Genomic DNA, 16,995 nt, shown 5'->3' with positions numbered 1-16,995 from the left:
AATCGGGCGCGTTTTGTGGGGCTCGCACAACACCGCGGAGGCGCGGCTCGGTCAGGGCCCCGATATTTCGTGGATTCCTCTAAACGGTTCCGGCGCAGGAGATCCGGCGCAGGAGATGAGGAACGGGACCCCACTCGCAGCAGCGGGGTCCCGTTCCATCGGGAGGAGGATAAAGCCTTAGCTCGCGCTCTCGTAAGCGTCGATGATGTCCCAGGCGAGGCCTTCCCACTGGGCGTAGTAGTCGGGGAAGGCGGAGATCTGGACGGACTGGGCCGCCTCGGCGATCGACATGCCCTCCCAGCCGTCGACGTCCTTGAGCGACCCGTAGAACTTGCTCGCGGAGGTCGAGACGTCCATGAGCTCCTCGACCGAGCCCCAGCCCATCGAGGGCCGCTGCTGGAAGATGCCGACCGAGTCGTGGTCGGAGTAGGTGACGCCCGAGTCCGAGTACTCGAGGCTCTCCGGCACGGCCTCGGAGGCGGCGTTGTAGAGCTTCGCCTCCTGCATCGCGGTGGCGAGGGCGACGGCCCAGCCCCGCTCGTCGAAGCCCATCTCCTTGCCGGTCTCGATGATGGTGACCGCGTTGGCCTCCTGCTCGTCGTCGATGTCGCTGACGTCGATGTCGACGGGCCCGGCGGGCTCCTTCTCGGGAGTCGGGGCCGGAGCGGGCGGCTCGGTCGTGGCCGGAGCTTCGGTGGTGGGGGCCGGTGCGGGTGCGGGGGCGGGGGCGCGGGTGGCCGCGGGGGCCTTGGTGGCGGCCGGGGCCTCAGTCGTCTCAGCGGGCGCCTCGGCGGCGGCCGGCGCGACGGGCTCCTCGGAGTGGCTGATGGCCCACGCTGCGGTGGCGCCGGAGCCGGTGAAGACGGCAGCTGCGATGCCGACGACGGCGAGGCGGCGGACCCGGTGGCGCTCGCCCTCGCCGGAAGAGAAGAATCTGCTCGACCGCTGGGAGATCCCGGCGGCGGCGCTCCGGACCGTGCCGGTCACGCCTTCCATGATCTTGGCAAACTGCACCGGGCAACCGTAGGAGCGATAACAACCAGGTCAAAGCCGGTTGGATCCGCGTTTTCCAAAGGGCCCGCGGGGTAACTGGCGAGTAAGTTGCGGTCACGGCAAATGCGTGGAACCGCCCCTATCGCCACATGTGTACGAGCACATCCGGGGTGCCCATGGACCCGGTCCCGACACCGTACGAGCCCCGGCTCATCCGTTCGGATGAGCCGGGGCTCGGCGCAAAGATAACGTGACCTAGGTCACCTAACCGTTCGCCGCGAACGGCGATCCGGACACCGCAGTCGAAATCCCCTCGCGGTCCAGGTACGGCGTCAGCCCGCCCAGCCAGAACGGGAAGCCCGCGCCCATGATCATCGCGAGGTCGATCTGCTTCGCCGACGGCACCACGCCCTCGTCCAGCATGAACCGGACCTCCTCGGCCAGGCCCTTGAGCACCCGCTCCTTGACCTCCTCGGCCGAAGACGCCTCGCCGCCCAACTCGATCAGGCCCTTCGCCTCCTCGGTCAGCCGCCCCTTGCCCTTCGCCGAAGCGTCGAACACCGGGAAGTCGGCCTCGGCCATGCGCCGCAGGTTCTGCGAGGCCGGGAACCGCGGCCCCAGATCCTCGTTCAAGTGCTGGCACAAGTGCCACGCCACCCGCAGCCCCACGAGCTCCAGCAGCGCGAACGGCCGCATCGGCAGCCCCAGCTCGTCGAGCGCCACGTCGGCGACCTCGATCGGCGTACCCGCGTCAACCGCGCCCGTGACCTCCGCGAGCATCCGGCCCAGCAGCCGGTTCACGATGAACGCCGGCCGGTCCGCCGAACCCACCGCGGTCTTCTTCAGCTTCTTCGCCACCGCGTACGCCGTCGCCAGCGTCTCGTCGTCGGTTTTGTCGGTCGCGATGACCTCCACCAGCGGCATCACCGCCACCGGGTTGAAGAAGTGCATCCCCACCAGGCGCTCCGGACGCGCCAGCTTCGAGCCCATCGCCGTGACCGACAGGCCCGACGTGTTCGTGACCAGCAGGCACTCCTCCGAGACGATCGGCTCGATCTCGGCGAACACGGCCTGCTTGACGCCCAGCTCCTCGAACACCGCCTCGATCACCAGATCGCAGTCGGCGTACACGGACTTGTCCGCGCTGGCCGAGACGAGCGCGCGCAGCTTCGCGGCCTTGAGCTTCGACGTGCGGCCCTTCGCCTCGAGCTTGTCGATCTCGGCCCGCACGTACGCCAGGCCCTTCTGGGCCCGGTCCTCGTCCAGGTCGGTCATCACGACGGGCACTTCGAGCCGCCGCGCGAACATGAGCGCGATCTGCCCGGCCATGAGCCCGGCCCCGACCACGCCGACCTTGCCGATCTCCTTCGCCAGCCCCGGGCTCGGCGCGCCCTCAGGGCGCTTGCCCAGGGCCCGAACCAGGTTGAAGGCGTAAATGCTCGACTGGAACTGCGGCCCGGCCTCGAGATCGGCCAGCGCCTCGTCCTCGGCGAGCGAACCCTCCTCGAACGTGGCGGTCCGCGCCAGTTCCAGCAGGTCCAGCGCCCGCACGGCCGCCGCCGAAGCATTGTGGACCTTCTCGTCCACGAGCTGCCGCGCCCCCGCGATCACCGCCGGCCACACGTCCCGGTCGATCTCGGGGCGCTCCACGGCGGTCTCGCCGGAGACGACCTTGACGGCCCACTCCAGCGACTCCTCCAGGAAGTCCGCGCCCTCGAACTGCGCGTCCGCGATGCCGAGCGGCACGAGGTCCGTGCCGCGCAGCATCTTGTTCTGGTTCAACGGGTTCCCGACGATGACCTGCGCGGCCTTCTCGACCCCGATGAGGTTCGGCAGGATCTGCGATCCGCCCCAGCCGGGGATGAGCCCGATCGAGACCTCGGGCAGGCCAAGGCCGTTCGCGCTGGTGCTCACCGTGCGGTAGTGGCAGTGCAGCGCCAGCTCGAAGCCGCCGCCGAGGGCGACGCCGTTGACGAACGCGAACGTGGGGACCGCGGAGTCCTTGAGCCGCTTGTAGAGCGCGTGCCCGGCCTGGGCGAGCATAAGCCCCTGCTCGCGGGATTCGAGGCTCGGCATGAGCTTGATGTCGGCGCCGGCCAGGAAGATGAACGGCTTGCCGGTGACGGCGATCAGCTTGACGCCGTCCTCGGCCTCGACCTCGTCGAGCGCGCGCCACAGGTTCTTGAGCCCGCCGGGCCCGAAGGAGCTGGGCTTGGTGTGGTCGTAGCCGTTGTCGAGCGTGATGAGCGCGGCCTTGCCGCCGAGCCCGCGCGGTTCCAGGTACCGCACGTGGGCCTCGGTGACGACCTCTTCCTCGAAATCGGGAAGGTCGAGCGGAGTCGCGTACATTACTTGGCCCCCTTGAAGTTCGGGTTCTCCCAGATGACCGTGCCGCCCTGGCCGAGGCCGACGCACATGGTGGTGATGCCGTAGCGCACCTCGGGGTGCACGGCGAACTCGCGGGCGAGCTGCGTCATGAGGCGCACGCCCGAGGAGGCCAGCGGGTGGCCCATGGCGATGGCGCCGCCCCACGGGTTGACGCGCGGGTCGTCGTCGGCGATCTTGAAGTGGTCGAGGAACGCCAGGACCTGGACGGCGAAGGCCTCGTTGATCTCGAACAGGCCGATGTCCTCGATGGACAGTCCAGCGCGGGCGAGGGCCTTCTCGGTGGCGGGGATCGGGCCCGAGCCCATGGTCTCGGGGTCGACGCCCGCGAACGCGAAGCCGATCATCTTCATGGCGACGGGCAGCCCCAACTCGGCGGCGGTCTCGGCGTCGGCCAGGAGGCACGCGGTGGCGCCGTCCGTGAGCGGCGCTGAGGTGCCGGCGGTGACGCGGCCGTGCGGGCGGAACGGGGTCCGCAGGGAGGCGAGGCCTTCCAGCGTCGTCCCGGGGCGCGGCAGCTCATCGGCCGTGGCGACGGTCCAGCCGTCGTCGGTCGAGCGCGCCGCCATCGTGGTGACGTCGGCGCTCAGTCGCTCGACGGCGGCGGCGTAGCGCTGCTGCGTGCCCACGGCGTAGGCGTCGGCCCGCTCCTTGGTGATGTGCGGGTAGAGGTCGTGCAGGTTCTCCGCCGTGTTGCCCATGTTGAGCGCCTCGGGGTCGACCAGCTTCTCGGCGATGATGCGCGGATTGGGGTCCACGCCCTCGCCCATGGGGTGGTTCGACATCGACTCGACGCCGCCGGCGATGGCGATGTCGTACTGGCGGGCGGCGATCGCGGACGACACGCTGGTCACCGCCGTCATCGCGCCCGCGCACATGCGGTCGATCGAGTAGCCGGGGACCGATTTCGGGAGCCCGGCCAGGAGCGCGGCGGTGCGGCCGAGCGTGAGGCCCTGGTCGCCGATCTGCGTCGTGGCCGCGAGGGCCACTTCGTCGACCCGCTCAGGCGGCAGCCCCGGGTTGCGGCGCAGCAGCGACCTGATGCAGCGGATGATCATGTCGTCGGCGCGGGTCTCTTCGAAGAGTTTCCCCGCCTTGCCGAACGGGGTCCGTACCCCGTCGACGAAGACGACATCGCGGATGGTGTCGTTCACGCCAGCCCCTCCTTTGGGTATGCAGCGTTGAGAGTGCAACGTCACAACGAATGTTACCCGCAAGTAAGTTCGAAGTCACGGCCCGCCCCGGGCGGACTTCTCGATGCTTTCACGGACGGCCGTCCTGGCACGTCAGAACCAGGGTGTGCCGCGTGAGCGAGTACTTCGACGGGCTCGGCATCCCCCTGATCAATCCCTGGGAGTACTGACCGGAACCTCTGGTATCCGATATCGCAGAGGCAACGGCTTCACGCCGTTGCCTTCTCGTTTGCGCTCAGGCCTCGAGAGCCTTGGCGAGGCCCTCTGCCAGGAGGTCGATCTGCCATTCGCGGGCGCCGTTCTCGGCCAAGAGCGTGCGGATGTGCTTCTCGGTGACCTTCTTCGGCGGTTCCCAGGCGAGGCCGCGGACCAGGGCGGGCGCGATGAGGTTCTCGGGCGGGAGGTTGTGTTCTTCGGCGGTGGCGGTGACGACCTCGCGGGCGGAGGCGAGGCGTTCGGCGGCCACCGGGTCGCGGTCGGCCCAGCGGTGCGTGGCGGGCGGGCCGTCCTGGGGCGGGGTGGTCGAGGGCAGCTCGTCGTTCGGGACGTTGCGGGCGTCGGCGAGGGCCGCGAGCCACAGGCGCGCGTTCGTGCGCCCGCCGCGGCGCCGGAACCCGGGCAGGCTCATGAGCTCGGCGAAGTCGGTCGGGTCCGCGGTCGCGGCCTCGACGATCGCCGCGTCCGGCAGGACCTTCCCCGGGGCGCGGTCGAGCTTGCGGGCCAGGTTGTCCCGGGCCTCCCACACCGCGCGCACCCGGCCGAGGGCCTTCGCGCCGCGCACCTTGTGGATGCCGCTGGTGCGCCGCCACGGCTCCTTGCGGGGCTTCGGCGGACCGGCGAGCCGCACGTGCTCGAACTCGGCCTCCGCCCAATCGGACTTGCCCTGCCTGGCGAGTTCCGCCGCGAGCTCGCCGCGCAGTTCGGTGAGCAGCTCCACGTCGAGCGCCGCGTAGACGAGCCAGTCGTGGGGGAGCGGGCGCGAGGACCAGTCGGCCGCTGAATGCTGCTTCTCCAGGCGGAAGCCGAGCAGCTGCTCGGTGATCGAGGCGAGCCCGACCTTCTCGAAGTTGCACAGGCGCGCGGCGAGCTCGGTGTCGAACAGCTTCGTCGGGCGCAGCTCCAGCTCCTCCAGGCACGGCAGGTCCTGACTGGCGGCGTGCAGGATCCACTCGGGGCCGGTCAGGGCGCGGCGCAGCGGCGCGATGTCCTCGATCGGAATGGGGTCGACCAGGATCGAACCGGCGCCGGCGCGGCGCAGCTGGATGAGGTACGCGCGACCCGAGTAGCGAAAGCCGGAAGCGCGCTCGGTGTCGATGGCGATGGGACCGGACCCGGCCTCGAGCCGCTCGGCCGCCTCGGCCAGCTCGGCGGAGGTCTGGATGAGCGGCGGCATGCCTTCACGCGGCTCGGTGAGGAGTTCGGCTTCGGGTTCGGGCTGGGGATCGGTCACTTCTTTACCGTACGGCCAGGTAACCTGCCCGCGCTACTGCCCCGCCGAGCTGGAGACCGATTTCCACCCGATAGTGGGTCAATCGCCTAATTTGACCTCCATGATGGACGGCCGCGCGAGGGGTCGTCCGCCACACCGCATGCGCGAGTGCGGGGCACATCGCAGCGGCGGGGACGGAAAGCGGCCGCACCGATGCGGGCCACATCGCACTCGCCGCTGCGGGCGTCCGTGCGGTCGGCGTGAAAGGATTGAACCGTGTCGAACGCAGCAGCGGTACCTACAGCATCCCCGTTCCTCGCGGCCTGCCGCGGCGAGGCGCCGAGCCGGACCCCCGTCTGGTTCATGCGCCAGGCCGGGCGCTCGCTCCCCGAGTACAAGCAGGCCCGCGCGGGCACCACGATGCTCGAAGCCTGCAGCACTCCCGAGCTCGTCGCCGAGATCACGATGCAGCCGGTGCGCCGCTACGGCGTCGACGCCGCGATCTTCTTCTCCGACATCGTCGTACCGCTCGCCGCCATCGGCGTCGACGTCAAGATCGTCCCCGGGGTCGGCCCCGTCGTCGCCGAGCCCTTCCGCACCGAGGCCGACGTCAAGCGCCTCCGCAACCTCGACCCCTGCGACGTCCCCTACATCACCGAGGCCATCGGCCTGCTTGTCAAGGAACTCGGCGAGACGCCCCTCATCGGCTTCGCCGGCGCCCCCTTCACGCTCGCGTCCTACCTCGTCGAGGGCGGACCGAGCCGCGACCACGCGAAGACCAAGGCGCTCATGAAGTCCCAGCCCGAGGTCTGGCACGGCATCGCCTCCCGCCTCGCCGCCATCTGCGGCGAGTTCCTCCGCGTCCAGGTCGAGGCCGGCGCGCAGGCCGTGCAGCTCTTCGACTCCTGGGCCGGCGCGCTCTCCGAGGCCGACTACCGCCGCTTCGCCCTGCCGCACTCCACCGCCGCGCTCGCGGGCGTCGCGAACTCCGTGCCGCGCATCCACTTCGGCGTCGGCACCGGGCACCTGCTCGAAGCCATGACCGAGACCGGCGCCGAAGTCAGCGGCGTCGACTTCCGCATCCCCCTCGACCAGGCCGCGAAGCGCCTGCCCGACAAGGTCCTCCAGGGCAACCTCGACCCGGCCGTGATCCTCGCGGACGACGAGGCGCTCATCAGCGAGACCGACGCCGTCCTCGAAGCCGCGAAGGGCGCCAAGGGCCACATCTTCAACCTCGGCCACGGCGTCCTCCCCGACTCCGACCCGGCGAAGCTCAAGCTCGTCGTGGACCACGTGCACGAGGCCACCGCTCGATGAGCCCGATGACCCCCGCGCGCGTGACGGGCACGCCCGGACGGACGCGGGTCCTCGTCATCGGCGGTGGCATCACGGGCCTCGCGGCCGCGCACCGCCTGCGCGAACACCTCGGCCCCGACGCCGAGATCATCGTCGCCGAGCAGGCCATGCGCCTCGGCGGCAAGATCCACACCGTCGAGTTCGCCGGCCGCCCGGTCGAGACCGGCGCCGAATCGCTCCTGGCCGCCCGGCCCGAGGCCATCGAGCTCGCCAGGGCCGTGGGCCTCGGCGACGCGATCGTCTACCCCTCGGCCGCCAAGCCCGCTCTGAGCCTCGGCGGCGAACTCCTCGACTTCCCGGCCGGGCACATGATGGGCATCCCCGGCGACCCCGCCGACGTCGCTGCCGTCGCGAACGCCAAGGAGCGCCCCGACAACGGCCTGCCGATCCTCGAACCGGGCGCGGACATGTCCGTCGGCGCCCTGGTCCGCTCGCGCCTCGGCGACGAGGTGCTCGACCGGCTCGTCGCCCCGATGCTCGGCGGCGTCTACGCCGGCGACGTCGACCGGCTCTCCGTGCGCGCCGTCATGCCGCAGCTCGCCGCGGCCCTCGAACGCCATGCGCGCCTCACCGACGCGGTGAACGAGATCAAGCGGCCGCCGAGCGGGCCCCGCAAACCCGTGTTCGCCACCATCGACGGCGGCCTCGAACTGCTCGTCACCGCCACCTCGGCCACTGCGCGCGCCGAGGTCCGCCTCGGCATGACCGTGCGCGAACTGCGCCAGACCCCCTACGGCTGGGAAGTCATCGCCGGGCCGGTGCCCGACCCCATCAAGATCAAGGCGGACGCCGTGATCCTCGCCGTCCCCGCTTCGCCCGCCGCCGTGCTTCTGCGCGACGTCGAGCCCCAGGCCGCCGCCGCGCTCTCGGGCGTCGCCTACGCCTCGGTCGCCTTGGCCGCCTTCGCGTTCGACCACGTCGACCTGCCGGAGCGCTCCGGCTTCCTCACGCCCGCTTCGGAAGGCAAGACCGTCAAGGCCGCCACCTTCGCCAGCAAGAAATGGCCGCACCTCGGCCGCCGCCGCCAGATCGTGCGCGTCTCCATGGGGCGCCTCGGCGAGGAGGCCCTGCTCCAGTACGACGACGCCACCCTCGCCAAGACCGCCCTCCGCGAGCTCGGCGAACACCTCGGCCGGCGCCTGCCCGAACCCCTCGAGCAGCGCGTCGACCGCTGGGGCGGGGCCCTCCCGCAATACGCGCCCGGCCATGACGCCCGCATCGCCGCCGCCCGGGAAGCCCTCGGCGCGAACCGCAACATCGCGATCGCGGGCGCGGCCGTGGACGGCGTCGGCATCGCCGCGTGCATCGCCTCCGGCCAGAGGGCCGCCGATACGATTTCGATGAAGCTCGCGAACCGTCGATGAGCACGGTAGTTGGACTCGAACTAGAAGGGCCGCAACGTGGCTGAACAACAGGGGAACAACCCGAACGCGCAGCGCATCAAGGAACTGAACGAGACCATCCGCTACACGCTGTGGTCGGTGTTCCGCGTCCAGGAGCCCATGCCCTCGATCCGGCAGGACCTCGCCAGCGACACCGAGGCGTTCTTCGCGAAGCACTGCGGCGACCAGGGCGTCACCGTGCGCGGCACGTACGACCTGACCGGGATGCGCGCCGACGCCGACCTCATGGTCTGGTGGCACGCCGAGTCCAGCGACCAGCTCCAGAAGGCCTACGCGGACTTCCGCCGCACCGCCCTCGGCCGCCACCTCGCGCCGGTCTGGTCGAACATGGCCCTGCACCGCCCCGCCGAGTTCAACCGCAGCCACCTCCCGGCGTTCCTCACCGAGGACCCGAAGGGCTATGTCTCGGTCTACCCGTTCGTGCGGTCCTACGACTGGTACCTGCTCCCGGACGAGGAGCGCCGCGACCTGCTGCGCGAGCACGGCCAGATGGCGCGGGACTACCCGGACGTGCGCGCGAACACCGTCCCGGCCTTCTCCCTCGGCGACTACGAGTGGATCCTCGCGTTCGAGGCCGATGAGCTGCACCGGATCGTCGACCTGATGCGCGAATTGCGCGCCTCCCGCGCAAGACTGTATGTGCGCGAGGAGATCCCGTTCTACACCGGCAAGCGCCGCACGATCACCGACATCATCAACGACCTGCCGTAGGGTCTGGGCATGGACCCAACCAACGTCGACGGCGCCGCTTACGGGATCATCATCGGCTGGATCGCGATGGGCATCCTCCTGCCCGCGCTCTTCATTTGGGGGGTGCTCGCGGTCTCGGCCCTGCTGGGACTGCCCGGCGTCGCGTTGTTCCAGCGGCTGCGCAAGCGCCAGGAGCCGGAGAGGCCGGGCCAGGAAGTCGACCTCGATGACCTCTTCTGAGTGGCTCTCGATGCTGGCGCTCGTCGCCGTGGCCGCGCTCATGGTCGAGTCGGTGCGGCAGCTGCGCCGCCGCTGGGCGCTGGTCAAGGTGGAGGGCGTCTCGATGGAGCCGACGCTGCGCGACGGCCACGAAGTCCTGGCCAAGCGCACGCGGCGGATCGCCACCGGCGACATCGTGGTGGTCGCCGCGCCGGATCCGGATCTCGGCTGGTCGGAGACGAAGCGGGCGAAGGCACCGTGGTGGATCAAGCGCGTCGCCGCCGGGCCGGGCGAGCCCATGCCCGGCACCGGTGAACCCGTCCCGCCCGGGCATTACTTCCTGCTCAGCGACAACCCGGCGGGAGAGGACTCCCGCCGCCACGGGCCGTGCCCGGCGGCGGCGGTCTTCGGCACGATGATCCGCGAGTTTTGATCGTGTATCGGTGATGTCATACCCTGCGGGTACTATTGCGCCAGGGGTCCCTAAGGGGGATATATCCGGAATATTGTGACTCGCGGGTATCTGCAGGCGCCACGCCTTAGTGCATCCTAAGGTTCGGGCGCCGGATTCCAATATATGAAACGTGGCAGACTTGATCCATGCCAGCGCTACGTTCACGCACTTCCACACACGGCCGCCAGATGGCGGGCGCTCGCGCGCTTTGGCGCGCAACGGGCATGACCGACTCCGATTTCGGCAAGCCGATCGTGGCCATCGCCAACTCGTACACGCAGTTCGTTCCCGGACACGTGCACCTCAAGAACATGGGCGACATCGTCGCCGAGGCCATCGCCGAAGCCGGTGGCGTCTCCAAGGAGTTCCACACGATCGCCGTCGACGACGGCATCGCCATGGGCCACGAGGGCATGCTCTACTCCCTGCCCAGCCGCGAGATCATCGCCGACTCGGTCGAGTACATGGTCAACGCGCACTGCGCCGACGCGCTCGTGTGCATCTCCAACTGCGACAAGATCACCCCCGGCATGCTCATGGCCGCGCTGCGCCTGAACATCCCGGTCGTCTTCGTCTCCGGCGGCCCGATGGAGGCCGGCAAGACCGTCGACGTCAACGGCGTGGTCACGCAGAAGCTCGACCTCATCGACCCGATGATCGCCGCCGCCAACGACGACGTCACCGACGCGGAGCTGCTCAAGATGGAGGAGTCCGCCTGTCCGACCTGCGGCTCCTGTTCGGGCATGTTCACCGCGAACTCGATGAACTGCCTCACCGAGGCCCTCGGGCTGTCGCTGCCGGGCAACGGCTCGACCCTCGCCACGCACACGGCCCGCCGCGAACTCTTCACCGAGGCCGGCCGCGTCGTCATGGACCTGGCCCGCCGCTATTACGAGCAGGACGACGAGTCGGTCCTGCCGCGGAACATCGCCACTCGGCAGGCCTTCGAGAACGCCATGGCCCTCGACGTCGCCATGGGCGGCTCCACGAACACGATCCTGCACCTGCTCGCGGCCGCCCGCGAAGCCGAGCTGGACTTCAACGTCGCGGACATCGACGCGATCTCGCGCCGCGTCCCGTGCCTGTCGAAGGTCGCCCCGAACTCGCAGAAGTACCACATGGAGGACGTGCACCGCGCTGGCGGCATTCCCGCGATCCTCGGCGAGCTCTACCGCGGCGGACTCATCAACGACGACGTGCACACAGTGCACTCCCCGTCGATGGCGGACTGGCTCGGCAAGTGGGACATCCGCGCCGCGTCCCCTGCCTCCGAGGCGATCGAGCTGTACCACGCCGCGCCCGGCAACGTGCGCACCACGCAGGCCTTCTCCACCTCGAACCGGTGGAAGAGCCTCGACACCGATGCCGAGGACGGCTGCATCCGCTCCGTCGAGCACGCCTACACCAAGGACGGCGGCCTCGCGGTCCTGTTCGGCAACCTCGCCGTGGACGGCTGCGTCGTCAAGGTCGCGGGCGTGCCCGAGGAGAACTGGACCTTCACCGGTCCCGCTCGCGTCTTCGAGTCGCAGGACGACGCGGTGCAGGGCATCCTCGACAAGTCCGTGAAGGAGGGCGAGGTCGTCGTCATCCGCTACGAGGGCCCCAAGGGCGGCCCCGGCATGCAGGAGATGCTGTACCCGACCTCGTTCCTGAAGGGCCGCGGCCTGGGCCGCAAGTGCGCGCTCATCACCGACGGCCGCTTCTCGGGCGGCACCTCCGGCCTCTCGATCGGGCACGTGAGCCCCGAGGCCGCGGGCGAGGGCCTCATCGCCCTGGTCGAGGACGGCGACCTCATCGAGATCGACATCCCGGCCCGCAAGCTGGAGCTGAAGGTCGACGACGCCGTGCTGGCCGAACGCCGTGTGGCCCAGGAGAAGCGCGAGCAGCCCTACACTCCGGTCAGCCGGAACCGCGTGGTCTCCCGCGCCCTGCAGGCGTACGCCTCGATGGCCACGCCGGCCAGCGACGGCGCGGTCCGCAGGGTCAACTAACGCACTAGGCAGCGGCGGGGTCCCCTTCTCGGGGACCCCGCCGCTGGCGCGTTCCGGGCACAATGAACAGCGCCCGAACCCCTAGAGCCCCGGAGTGTGCCCGATGGCCCGTGTGAGCCAGTGGAACTGGTCGGACTTCACGCAGGAGTGGTCCCAGACCAGCGCGATCAACGACCTCGACGAGGAGCTGTCCGCCGAACGCCAGGCCCGGCACCGCCAGGCCCGGCGGCTCGAGGACGCCCAGAAGCAGTTCAAGGACCAGGTCGACTCGAAGCTCGACTCCGTGTCCGAGCGGATCGAGGCGGTCCTCGACTGGACGGAGCTGCGGTTCCAGCAGGTCGAATTCGACGAGTACCAGGCGCGCAAGGCGATCCGCAACATGGTCCGGGCCATCGCCGAGGGCCGCCGACCGCTCATGCACGGCTTCGAGGACGTGCCCGGGTACTGGCTGCCGTCCGCCGCGGCCGCGGTGCTGCCGCTGGTGCTGCGCGACCGGGTGCCGGGGCAGCGGTCCGCCGGGAACGCGTTCGCGGACCTCAAGACCGGTCTTGAGCACGCGCGCGAGCGGGACGCCGTGCGGACCGAGCTGTTCAGCCTCGCGGTCGGCCGCTGCTTCGACCAGCCCGCGTTCATCGACGCGGCAGTGCTGCGACTCCTGAGCGAACCCGCGGATCTCGGTGTCATCGAGCCGGGCCAGGTCGCACAGGGCTGGCGGACGCTCTGGGAGCAGGCCGCGCTCGGCGCCTTCGGGCCGGGCGCCGAGGCCCAGGTCGCCGCGGTGCTGCGCGAACGCTTCGACGCGGCAGCGCTCGACGAGGAGACGCTCACCGCCTGGGACGAGAGCATCGCGGGGTTCGGCGCGACTCGCGCCGAGTCCTTCGCGGCCCTCGAAGCGCATTTCACGGAACCATCCGGATCGGACGATCGCGCCGCCGGAGCGGCCGCCTCGAGCGGCGAACCCGGTCGCGATGCGGCGGCCCTCGGCGATGCCACCGGAACCGGTGCATCCCACATCGGCGACACGGCGCTCGGCGTCGACGCCGCCGACCGCGGCGAACCGCTCCAAGACGACGCCGCGTGGCGCTCCTACCTCCAGGAACTCATCGAGGAGCCGAGCCACGCCGAACTCCCGCTCGTGCGCCAGATGGCCGAACTCGACCCGTCTCCCGAAGAGCGCGAAGGCGAACGCCGCTCCTGGTCGGCCCCGGCCGGGTCGCTCGCCGACCTCATCCGCCGCGACCTGTTCGACCCCGAGGCCCCGGTCCCGTTGCGCCGCTTGGCCCTCGACCTCGCCGCACCGGTCCTCCGCTCGCGCCTCGACCGCGTCGAAGCCTCGCTCGGCACGACCGAGCGGGTCACCATCAGCGTCCGCCGCCGCGGCGAGGTCATCGCGGTCACCAGCGACGGCCACGACTCCGAGGAGTTCGCCGCCGTCGAACGGCGCATCGAGCAGGCCTTCCCCGCCGTGGATCCCTCGAAGCCGCTCACGATCGCCGTCACGGCGATCCTCGGCCTGGGCGGCGTCGCCGTGCTCTTCACCGGCCAGTGGTTCCTCGCCGCGCTCCTCATCGCCGCCGCCATCATCCCCGTCTGGAAATACCGCAGCGACACCGCCAAAGCCCGGAAGGAATACGGCCGCCGCGACGAGCAGCTCGCCGAAGTCCGAGCCGCACTCGTCAAGGCCCGCAATGACGCCGAACGCCTAGAACACGAAGCGACCGAACGCGGCCTCGCCACCCGCCGGGACATCGAGAGCCTCCGCGAATCACTGCCCGCCGAGAAGGCCCCGAGCGCGCTCGGCGAACCCGGCCAGGACGCGCTGAGCGGTTGAGCCGCCGGCGAACTCAAGCCGAGCCGCCGACCGGCGTAAGCCGCGATCCCGGCGAAGTCGGACTCCTGTATCCCCGCGCGGCAGTCTCACCGGCACTTCCGGAGGGCCCGATACGGATCGGTACGAGGATGCGGCATCCTGTTAGGCACGAGGTTCCCTACGATTGGGTCAGTGGATGGCGCCAACCCCCCGCCGCGTGCGGCAGCTGCTGTCGTGGATCGCGACCGCCGCCGTGTGGTGCTCCGTCCTCACCGCAGTCATCGTCGTAGGCGTGCACTCGGCCTTCCAGCGCATCGAACCCGCCTCAGCGGCCGCCCTCGGCAGCATCGGCGCGGCCTGCGCCGGGCTCCTCATGTGGCGCGCCGCCGGACGCATCGCGGCGGGCCGCCGCGTCACCTACCAGCTCCTCGCCGCAGGCATCCAGACCATCGCCGCCTCGATCGCCGCCGCCTGCTGGCTCCCCGGCGGCGCGGCCTCCCTCGCCGCGGGCCTCGGCTTCAGCGCCGCCGTCGTCATCTGGTCCCTCGCGCTGCTCCGCCTCCCGGACAACGGCTGGGACCCGCAGGCCGTGCAGCGCCGCCTCGTCGACGGCGCGTTCGTCGGTCTCTGCTTCCTCTTCGCCCTCTGGCTCCTCGTCTTCAGGCCGCTCTTCCAGCAGTTCCGCGGCCACCTCGCCGACGGCGACCTCGCCATCGTCATCCCCGCGATGATGGGCGTCGTCATGCTCGGCGTCGGCGTCACCACCACGTTCCGCATCCAGCGCTGGCGCCGCCGCCACGCCTTCGCGTACCTGGCCGTCTTCGCCGTGCACTGCACCGCGATGGCCACCTACATCACCTGGCAGTGGGACCGTCCGAACGAACGCATCCTCTGGTGGTCCGTCGCCTGGGTCGCCACCTGCGCCGCCCTCCTCGGCGTCACCTACCTGGCCCGCACCCAGAAGCCCGCCCCCGTCGACAAACCGAACTACCCGGGCGTCCACTACTCCGTCATGGGCAGCGCGGCCGGACTCGCCGCCGCCGCGGTCCTCTTCAACGGCGCCCACGCCGGCGCCCTCCCGCTCGACGCCGCGCTCCTCGCCCTCGCCGCCGCCGGAGCCCTCGCCGCGCGCCTCGTCCTCACCTACTTCGACGTCCGCCGCGTCACCGGTGAAGCCGCCGCCCGCCAGCGCAAGCTCTCCGCCATCGTCGGGGTCGCCTCCGACACCGTCCTCGTCCTCGACCCCGACCTCACCGTCACCTGGCACCCCGAGGACTCCGCCTGGCGGCCCGCCACCGACTCCGGCAGCTGCGTCGGCGCGTCCTTCCTCGACCTCGTCCACATCGACGACCGCCGCGGCGCCGAAGAAGACCTCCGCACCCTCCTCGACGGCATCAGCCACACCCGCCACGTCTCCCTCAACGTCCGCGTCCGCGACTCCGCCCGGCGCTGGCGGCACACCGAGACCGTCGTGACCGACCTCCGCGGCAAACCCCAAGTACGGGGCCTGGTGGCCCGCGTCGAGGACGTCGGCGCCCGCCGCAGCCTCGAGACCGAGCTCGCCCGCATGGCCTACACCGACCCGCTCACGGGCCTCGCGAACCGCCGCGCGCTCCTGCAGAGCCTCGAGGACGGCGTCAGCGCCGAAGAGCACCAGACCGCGCTGCTCCTGCTCGACCTCGACGGCTTCAAGAACGTCAACGACACCCGCGGCCACGACTTCGGCGACGAACTCCTCGTCGAGGTCTCCCGGCGCATCAAGGAGCTCCTGCGCCCCACCGACGTGGGCGCCCGCCTCGGCGGCGACGAGTTCGCGATCCTCCTGCGCGCCAGCTGGTCCGAAGCCGTCGCCACCGCCAAGGCCCTCGTCGCCCGCCTCGGCGAACCGTACGACTTCCACGACGAGTCCACCGTCTTCACCACCGGCTCCGTCGGCATCGCCACCGCCGCCGAAGGCTTCGGCGACCCCGAGATCCTCCTGCGCAACGCCGACCTCGCCCTGCGCGCCGCCAAGCAGGCCGGGAAGAACCGCCATGCCACCTACGACGCCGAATTCGACCGCAAGGTACGACGCAGGAACGAGCTCACCCAGGAACTGCGCGGCGCCATCCGCCGCGACGAACTGCGCCTGGTCTACCAGCCCGTGTTCTCCACCGCCGACCGCTCCATCGTCGGCGCCGAAGCCCTCATGCGCTGGCACCACCCCCGGCTCGGCCACGTGAGCCCCGGCGAGTTCATCCCCGCCGCCACCGAGTCCGGCCTCACCCAGGACCTCGCGGTCTGGACCGTCAACCGCGCCGCCGAGCAGCTCGCCACCTGGGCCGCCGTCGGAATCAAAGCCTGGATCTCGGTGAACGTCTCCGTCAAGGAGCTCCACACGCACCTGTTCGCCACCGAGGTGAACACCGCGCTCATCGCCGCGGGCGTCCCGGCCCGCCGCCTCGTCCTCGAAGTGACCGAGCACGACTTCTCCCACCAGATGAACACCCTCGTCGCCCAGCTCAGCGCCCTCCGCGGCGCGGGCGTGCGGATCGCCTTGGACGACTTCGGATCCGGCTACTCCTCGCTCGGCCAACTCGACCGGCTCCCGGTCGACATCCTCAAGATCGACCGCGACCTCGTCGCCAAGGACGACGGCGGCGTCGGCCCGCTCGCCGCCGTCACGGTCGAACTCGGACGCCTCCTCGGCATGGAGGTCATCGCCGAAGGCGTCGAGACGGACACGCAGCTCAACGCCATGATCGCCGCAGAAGCGCCGCTCGTGCAGGGCTATCTGCTCGCCAAGCCCATGGAACCGGACGACCTGACGCGCTGGCTCGTCGACGACCCGAAGGCCCTGCCGCCGGCCCTGCCGGCGCAGAGTGCGCCCGCCGAAGCGGTCGAGCCGGCGGCCGTCCCGGACGGCGCGGATGATGCCGACCGGGTCGGCGACACGCCGAATGACGTCCCGAAGTCTGAGAAAAGTTGACTCACGGGCCGGAATCAGGCATCCTGGGGAGCGTGCCGAAGCAGAACTACGACCAGAGCATCGCGACCGCGCCCGCCGCGCGGCCGCTCGTCGTAGTACTTATC

12 protein-coding genes are annotated in these 16,995 nt (G+C 70.6%); 8 read left to right on the top strand and 4 right to left on the bottom strand.

The annotated features are described in order from the left end of the window. Positions 1 to 177: 177 nt before the first annotated feature. The 4 genes from O1R50_RS14275 to O1R50_RS14260 all read right to left on the bottom strand — a co-directional run bounded on the left by O1R50_RS14275 (position 178) and on the right by O1R50_RS14260 (position 5,964). Positions 178 to 1,014: a hypothetical protein gene (locus tag O1R50_RS14275; protein WP_270110745.1), complete on the bottom strand. Its 837-nt coding sequence runs from the start codon at positions 1,012 to 1,014 to the stop codon at positions 178 to 180. Positions 1,015 to 1,257: 243 nt separating this feature from the next. Continuing rightward, positions 1,258 to 3,342, bottom strand: coding sequence for a 3-hydroxyacyl-CoA dehydrogenase NAD-binding domain-containing protein (locus O1R50_RS14270; protein ID WP_270110744.1), 2,085 nt, complete (start codon positions 3,340 to 3,342; stop codon positions 1,258 to 1,260). Beyond that, positions 3,342 to 4,532, bottom strand: coding sequence for a thiolase family protein (locus O1R50_RS14265; protein ID WP_270110743.1), 1,191 nt, complete (start codon positions 4,530 to 4,532; stop codon positions 3,342 to 3,344). Before O1R50_RS14265 ends, O1R50_RS14270 begins: the two co-directional genes overlap by 1 nt. Positions 4,533 to 4,806: 274 nt before the next feature. Further along, positions 4,807 to 5,964: a ribonuclease D gene (locus O1R50_RS14260; protein WP_408612698.1), complete on the bottom strand. Its 1,158-nt coding sequence runs from the start codon at positions 5,962 to 5,964 to the stop codon at positions 4,807 to 4,809. A gap of 312 nt (positions 5,965 to 6,276) precedes the next feature. On the opposite strand from O1R50_RS14260, the gene hemE reads away from it, so the two are divergent. The 8 genes from hemE to O1R50_RS14220 all read left to right on the top strand — a co-directional run bounded on the left by hemE (position 6,277) and on the right by O1R50_RS14220 (position 16,891). Further along, complete coding sequence (gene hemE / locus O1R50_RS14255; RefSeq protein WP_270110741.1) at positions 6,277 to 7,317, top strand: uroporphyrinogen decarboxylase; 1,041 nt, start codon at positions 6,277 to 6,279, stop codon at positions 7,315 to 7,317. Between the two features lie 5 nt (positions 7,318 to 7,322). After that, positions 7,323 to 8,720: a protoporphyrinogen oxidase gene (hemG, locus tag O1R50_RS14250; protein ID WP_270110740.1), complete on the top strand. Its 1,398-nt coding sequence runs from the start codon at positions 7,323 to 7,325 to the stop codon at positions 8,718 to 8,720. 36 nt (positions 8,721 to 8,756) lie between these two features. Beyond that, entirely contained in the window at positions 8,757 to 9,470 is a 714-nt protein-coding gene (gene hemQ / locus O1R50_RS14245; RefSeq protein WP_270110738.1) for a hydrogen peroxide-dependent heme synthase, read from the top strand. 9 nt (positions 9,471 to 9,479) lie between these two features. Beyond that, positions 9,480 to 9,689, top strand: a complete 210-nt coding sequence (locus tag O1R50_RS14240; protein WP_270110737.1) for a hypothetical protein — start codon at positions 9,480 to 9,482, stop codon at positions 9,687 to 9,689. Further along, positions 9,676 to 10,101 (top strand): S26 family signal peptidase, encoded by a 426-nt coding sequence (locus O1R50_RS14235; RefSeq protein ID WP_270110736.1) that lies wholly within the window; start codon positions 9,676 to 9,678, stop codon positions 10,099 to 10,101. Before O1R50_RS14240 ends, O1R50_RS14235 begins: the two co-directional genes overlap by 14 nt. Before the next feature lie 167 nt (positions 10,102 to 10,268). After that, positions 10,269 to 12,113 (top strand): dihydroxy-acid dehydratase, encoded by a 1,845-nt coding sequence (gene ilvD / locus O1R50_RS14230; protein WP_270110735.1) that lies wholly within the window; start codon positions 10,269 to 10,271, stop codon positions 12,111 to 12,113. Positions 12,114 to 12,216: 103 nt separating this feature from the next. After that, positions 12,217 to 13,944 (top strand): glutathione S-transferase family protein, encoded by a 1,728-nt coding sequence (locus tag O1R50_RS14225; protein ID WP_270110734.1) that lies wholly within the window; start codon positions 12,217 to 12,219, stop codon positions 13,942 to 13,944. A gap of 175 nt (positions 13,945 to 14,119) precedes the next feature. Beyond that, a complete protein-coding gene (locus O1R50_RS14220) occupies positions 14,120 to 16,891 on the top strand; it encodes a putative bifunctional diguanylate cyclase/phosphodiesterase (RefSeq protein ID WP_270110733.1) in 2,772 nt (923 codons plus the stop codon). The last annotated feature ends 104 nt before the right edge of the window (positions 16,892 to 16,995 follow it).

Source organism: Glycomyces luteolus (genome assembly GCF_027622875.1).
Lineage (GTDB): Bacteria > Actinomycetota > Actinomycetes > Mycobacteriales > Micromonosporaceae > Glycomyces > Glycomyces luteolus.
Note: the sequence above shows the minus strand (reverse complement) of the source record. Positions and strands in the feature narration are given on the sequence as shown.

What these genes read in the sequence shown, in the direction of transcription:
- O1R50_RS14240 (WP_270110737.1), top strand. Translation starts at nt 9,480, where the DNA reads ATGGACCCAACCAACGTCGACGGCGCCGCTTACGGGATCATCATCGGC.
- O1R50_RS14225 (WP_270110734.1), top strand. Translation starts at nt 12,217, where the DNA reads ATGGCCCGTGTGAGCCAGTGGAACTGGTCGGACTTCACGCAGGAGTGG.
- O1R50_RS14260 (WP_408612698.1), bottom strand. Translation starts at nt 5,964, where the DNA reads ATGCCGCCGCTCATCCAGACCTCCGCCGAGCTGGCCGAGGCGGCCGAG.
- hemG (WP_270110740.1), top strand. Translation starts at nt 7,323, where the DNA reads ATGACCCCCGCGCGCGTGACGGGCACGCCCGGACGGACGCGGGTCCTC.
- ilvD (WP_270110735.1), top strand. Translation starts at nt 10,269, where the DNA reads ATGCCAGCGCTACGTTCACGCACTTCCACACACGGCCGCCAGATGGCG.
- O1R50_RS14220 (WP_270110733.1), top strand. Translation starts at nt 14,120, where the DNA reads ATGGCGCCAACCCCCCGCCGCGTGCGGCAGCTGCTGTCGTGGATCGCG.
- O1R50_RS14270 (WP_270110744.1), bottom strand. Translation starts at nt 3,342, where the DNA reads ATGTACGCGACTCCGCTCGACCTTCCCGATTTCGAGGAAGAGGTCGTC.
- O1R50_RS14235 (WP_270110736.1), top strand. Translation starts at nt 9,676, where the DNA reads ATGACCTCTTCTGAGTGGCTCTCGATGCTGGCGCTCGTCGCCGTGGCC.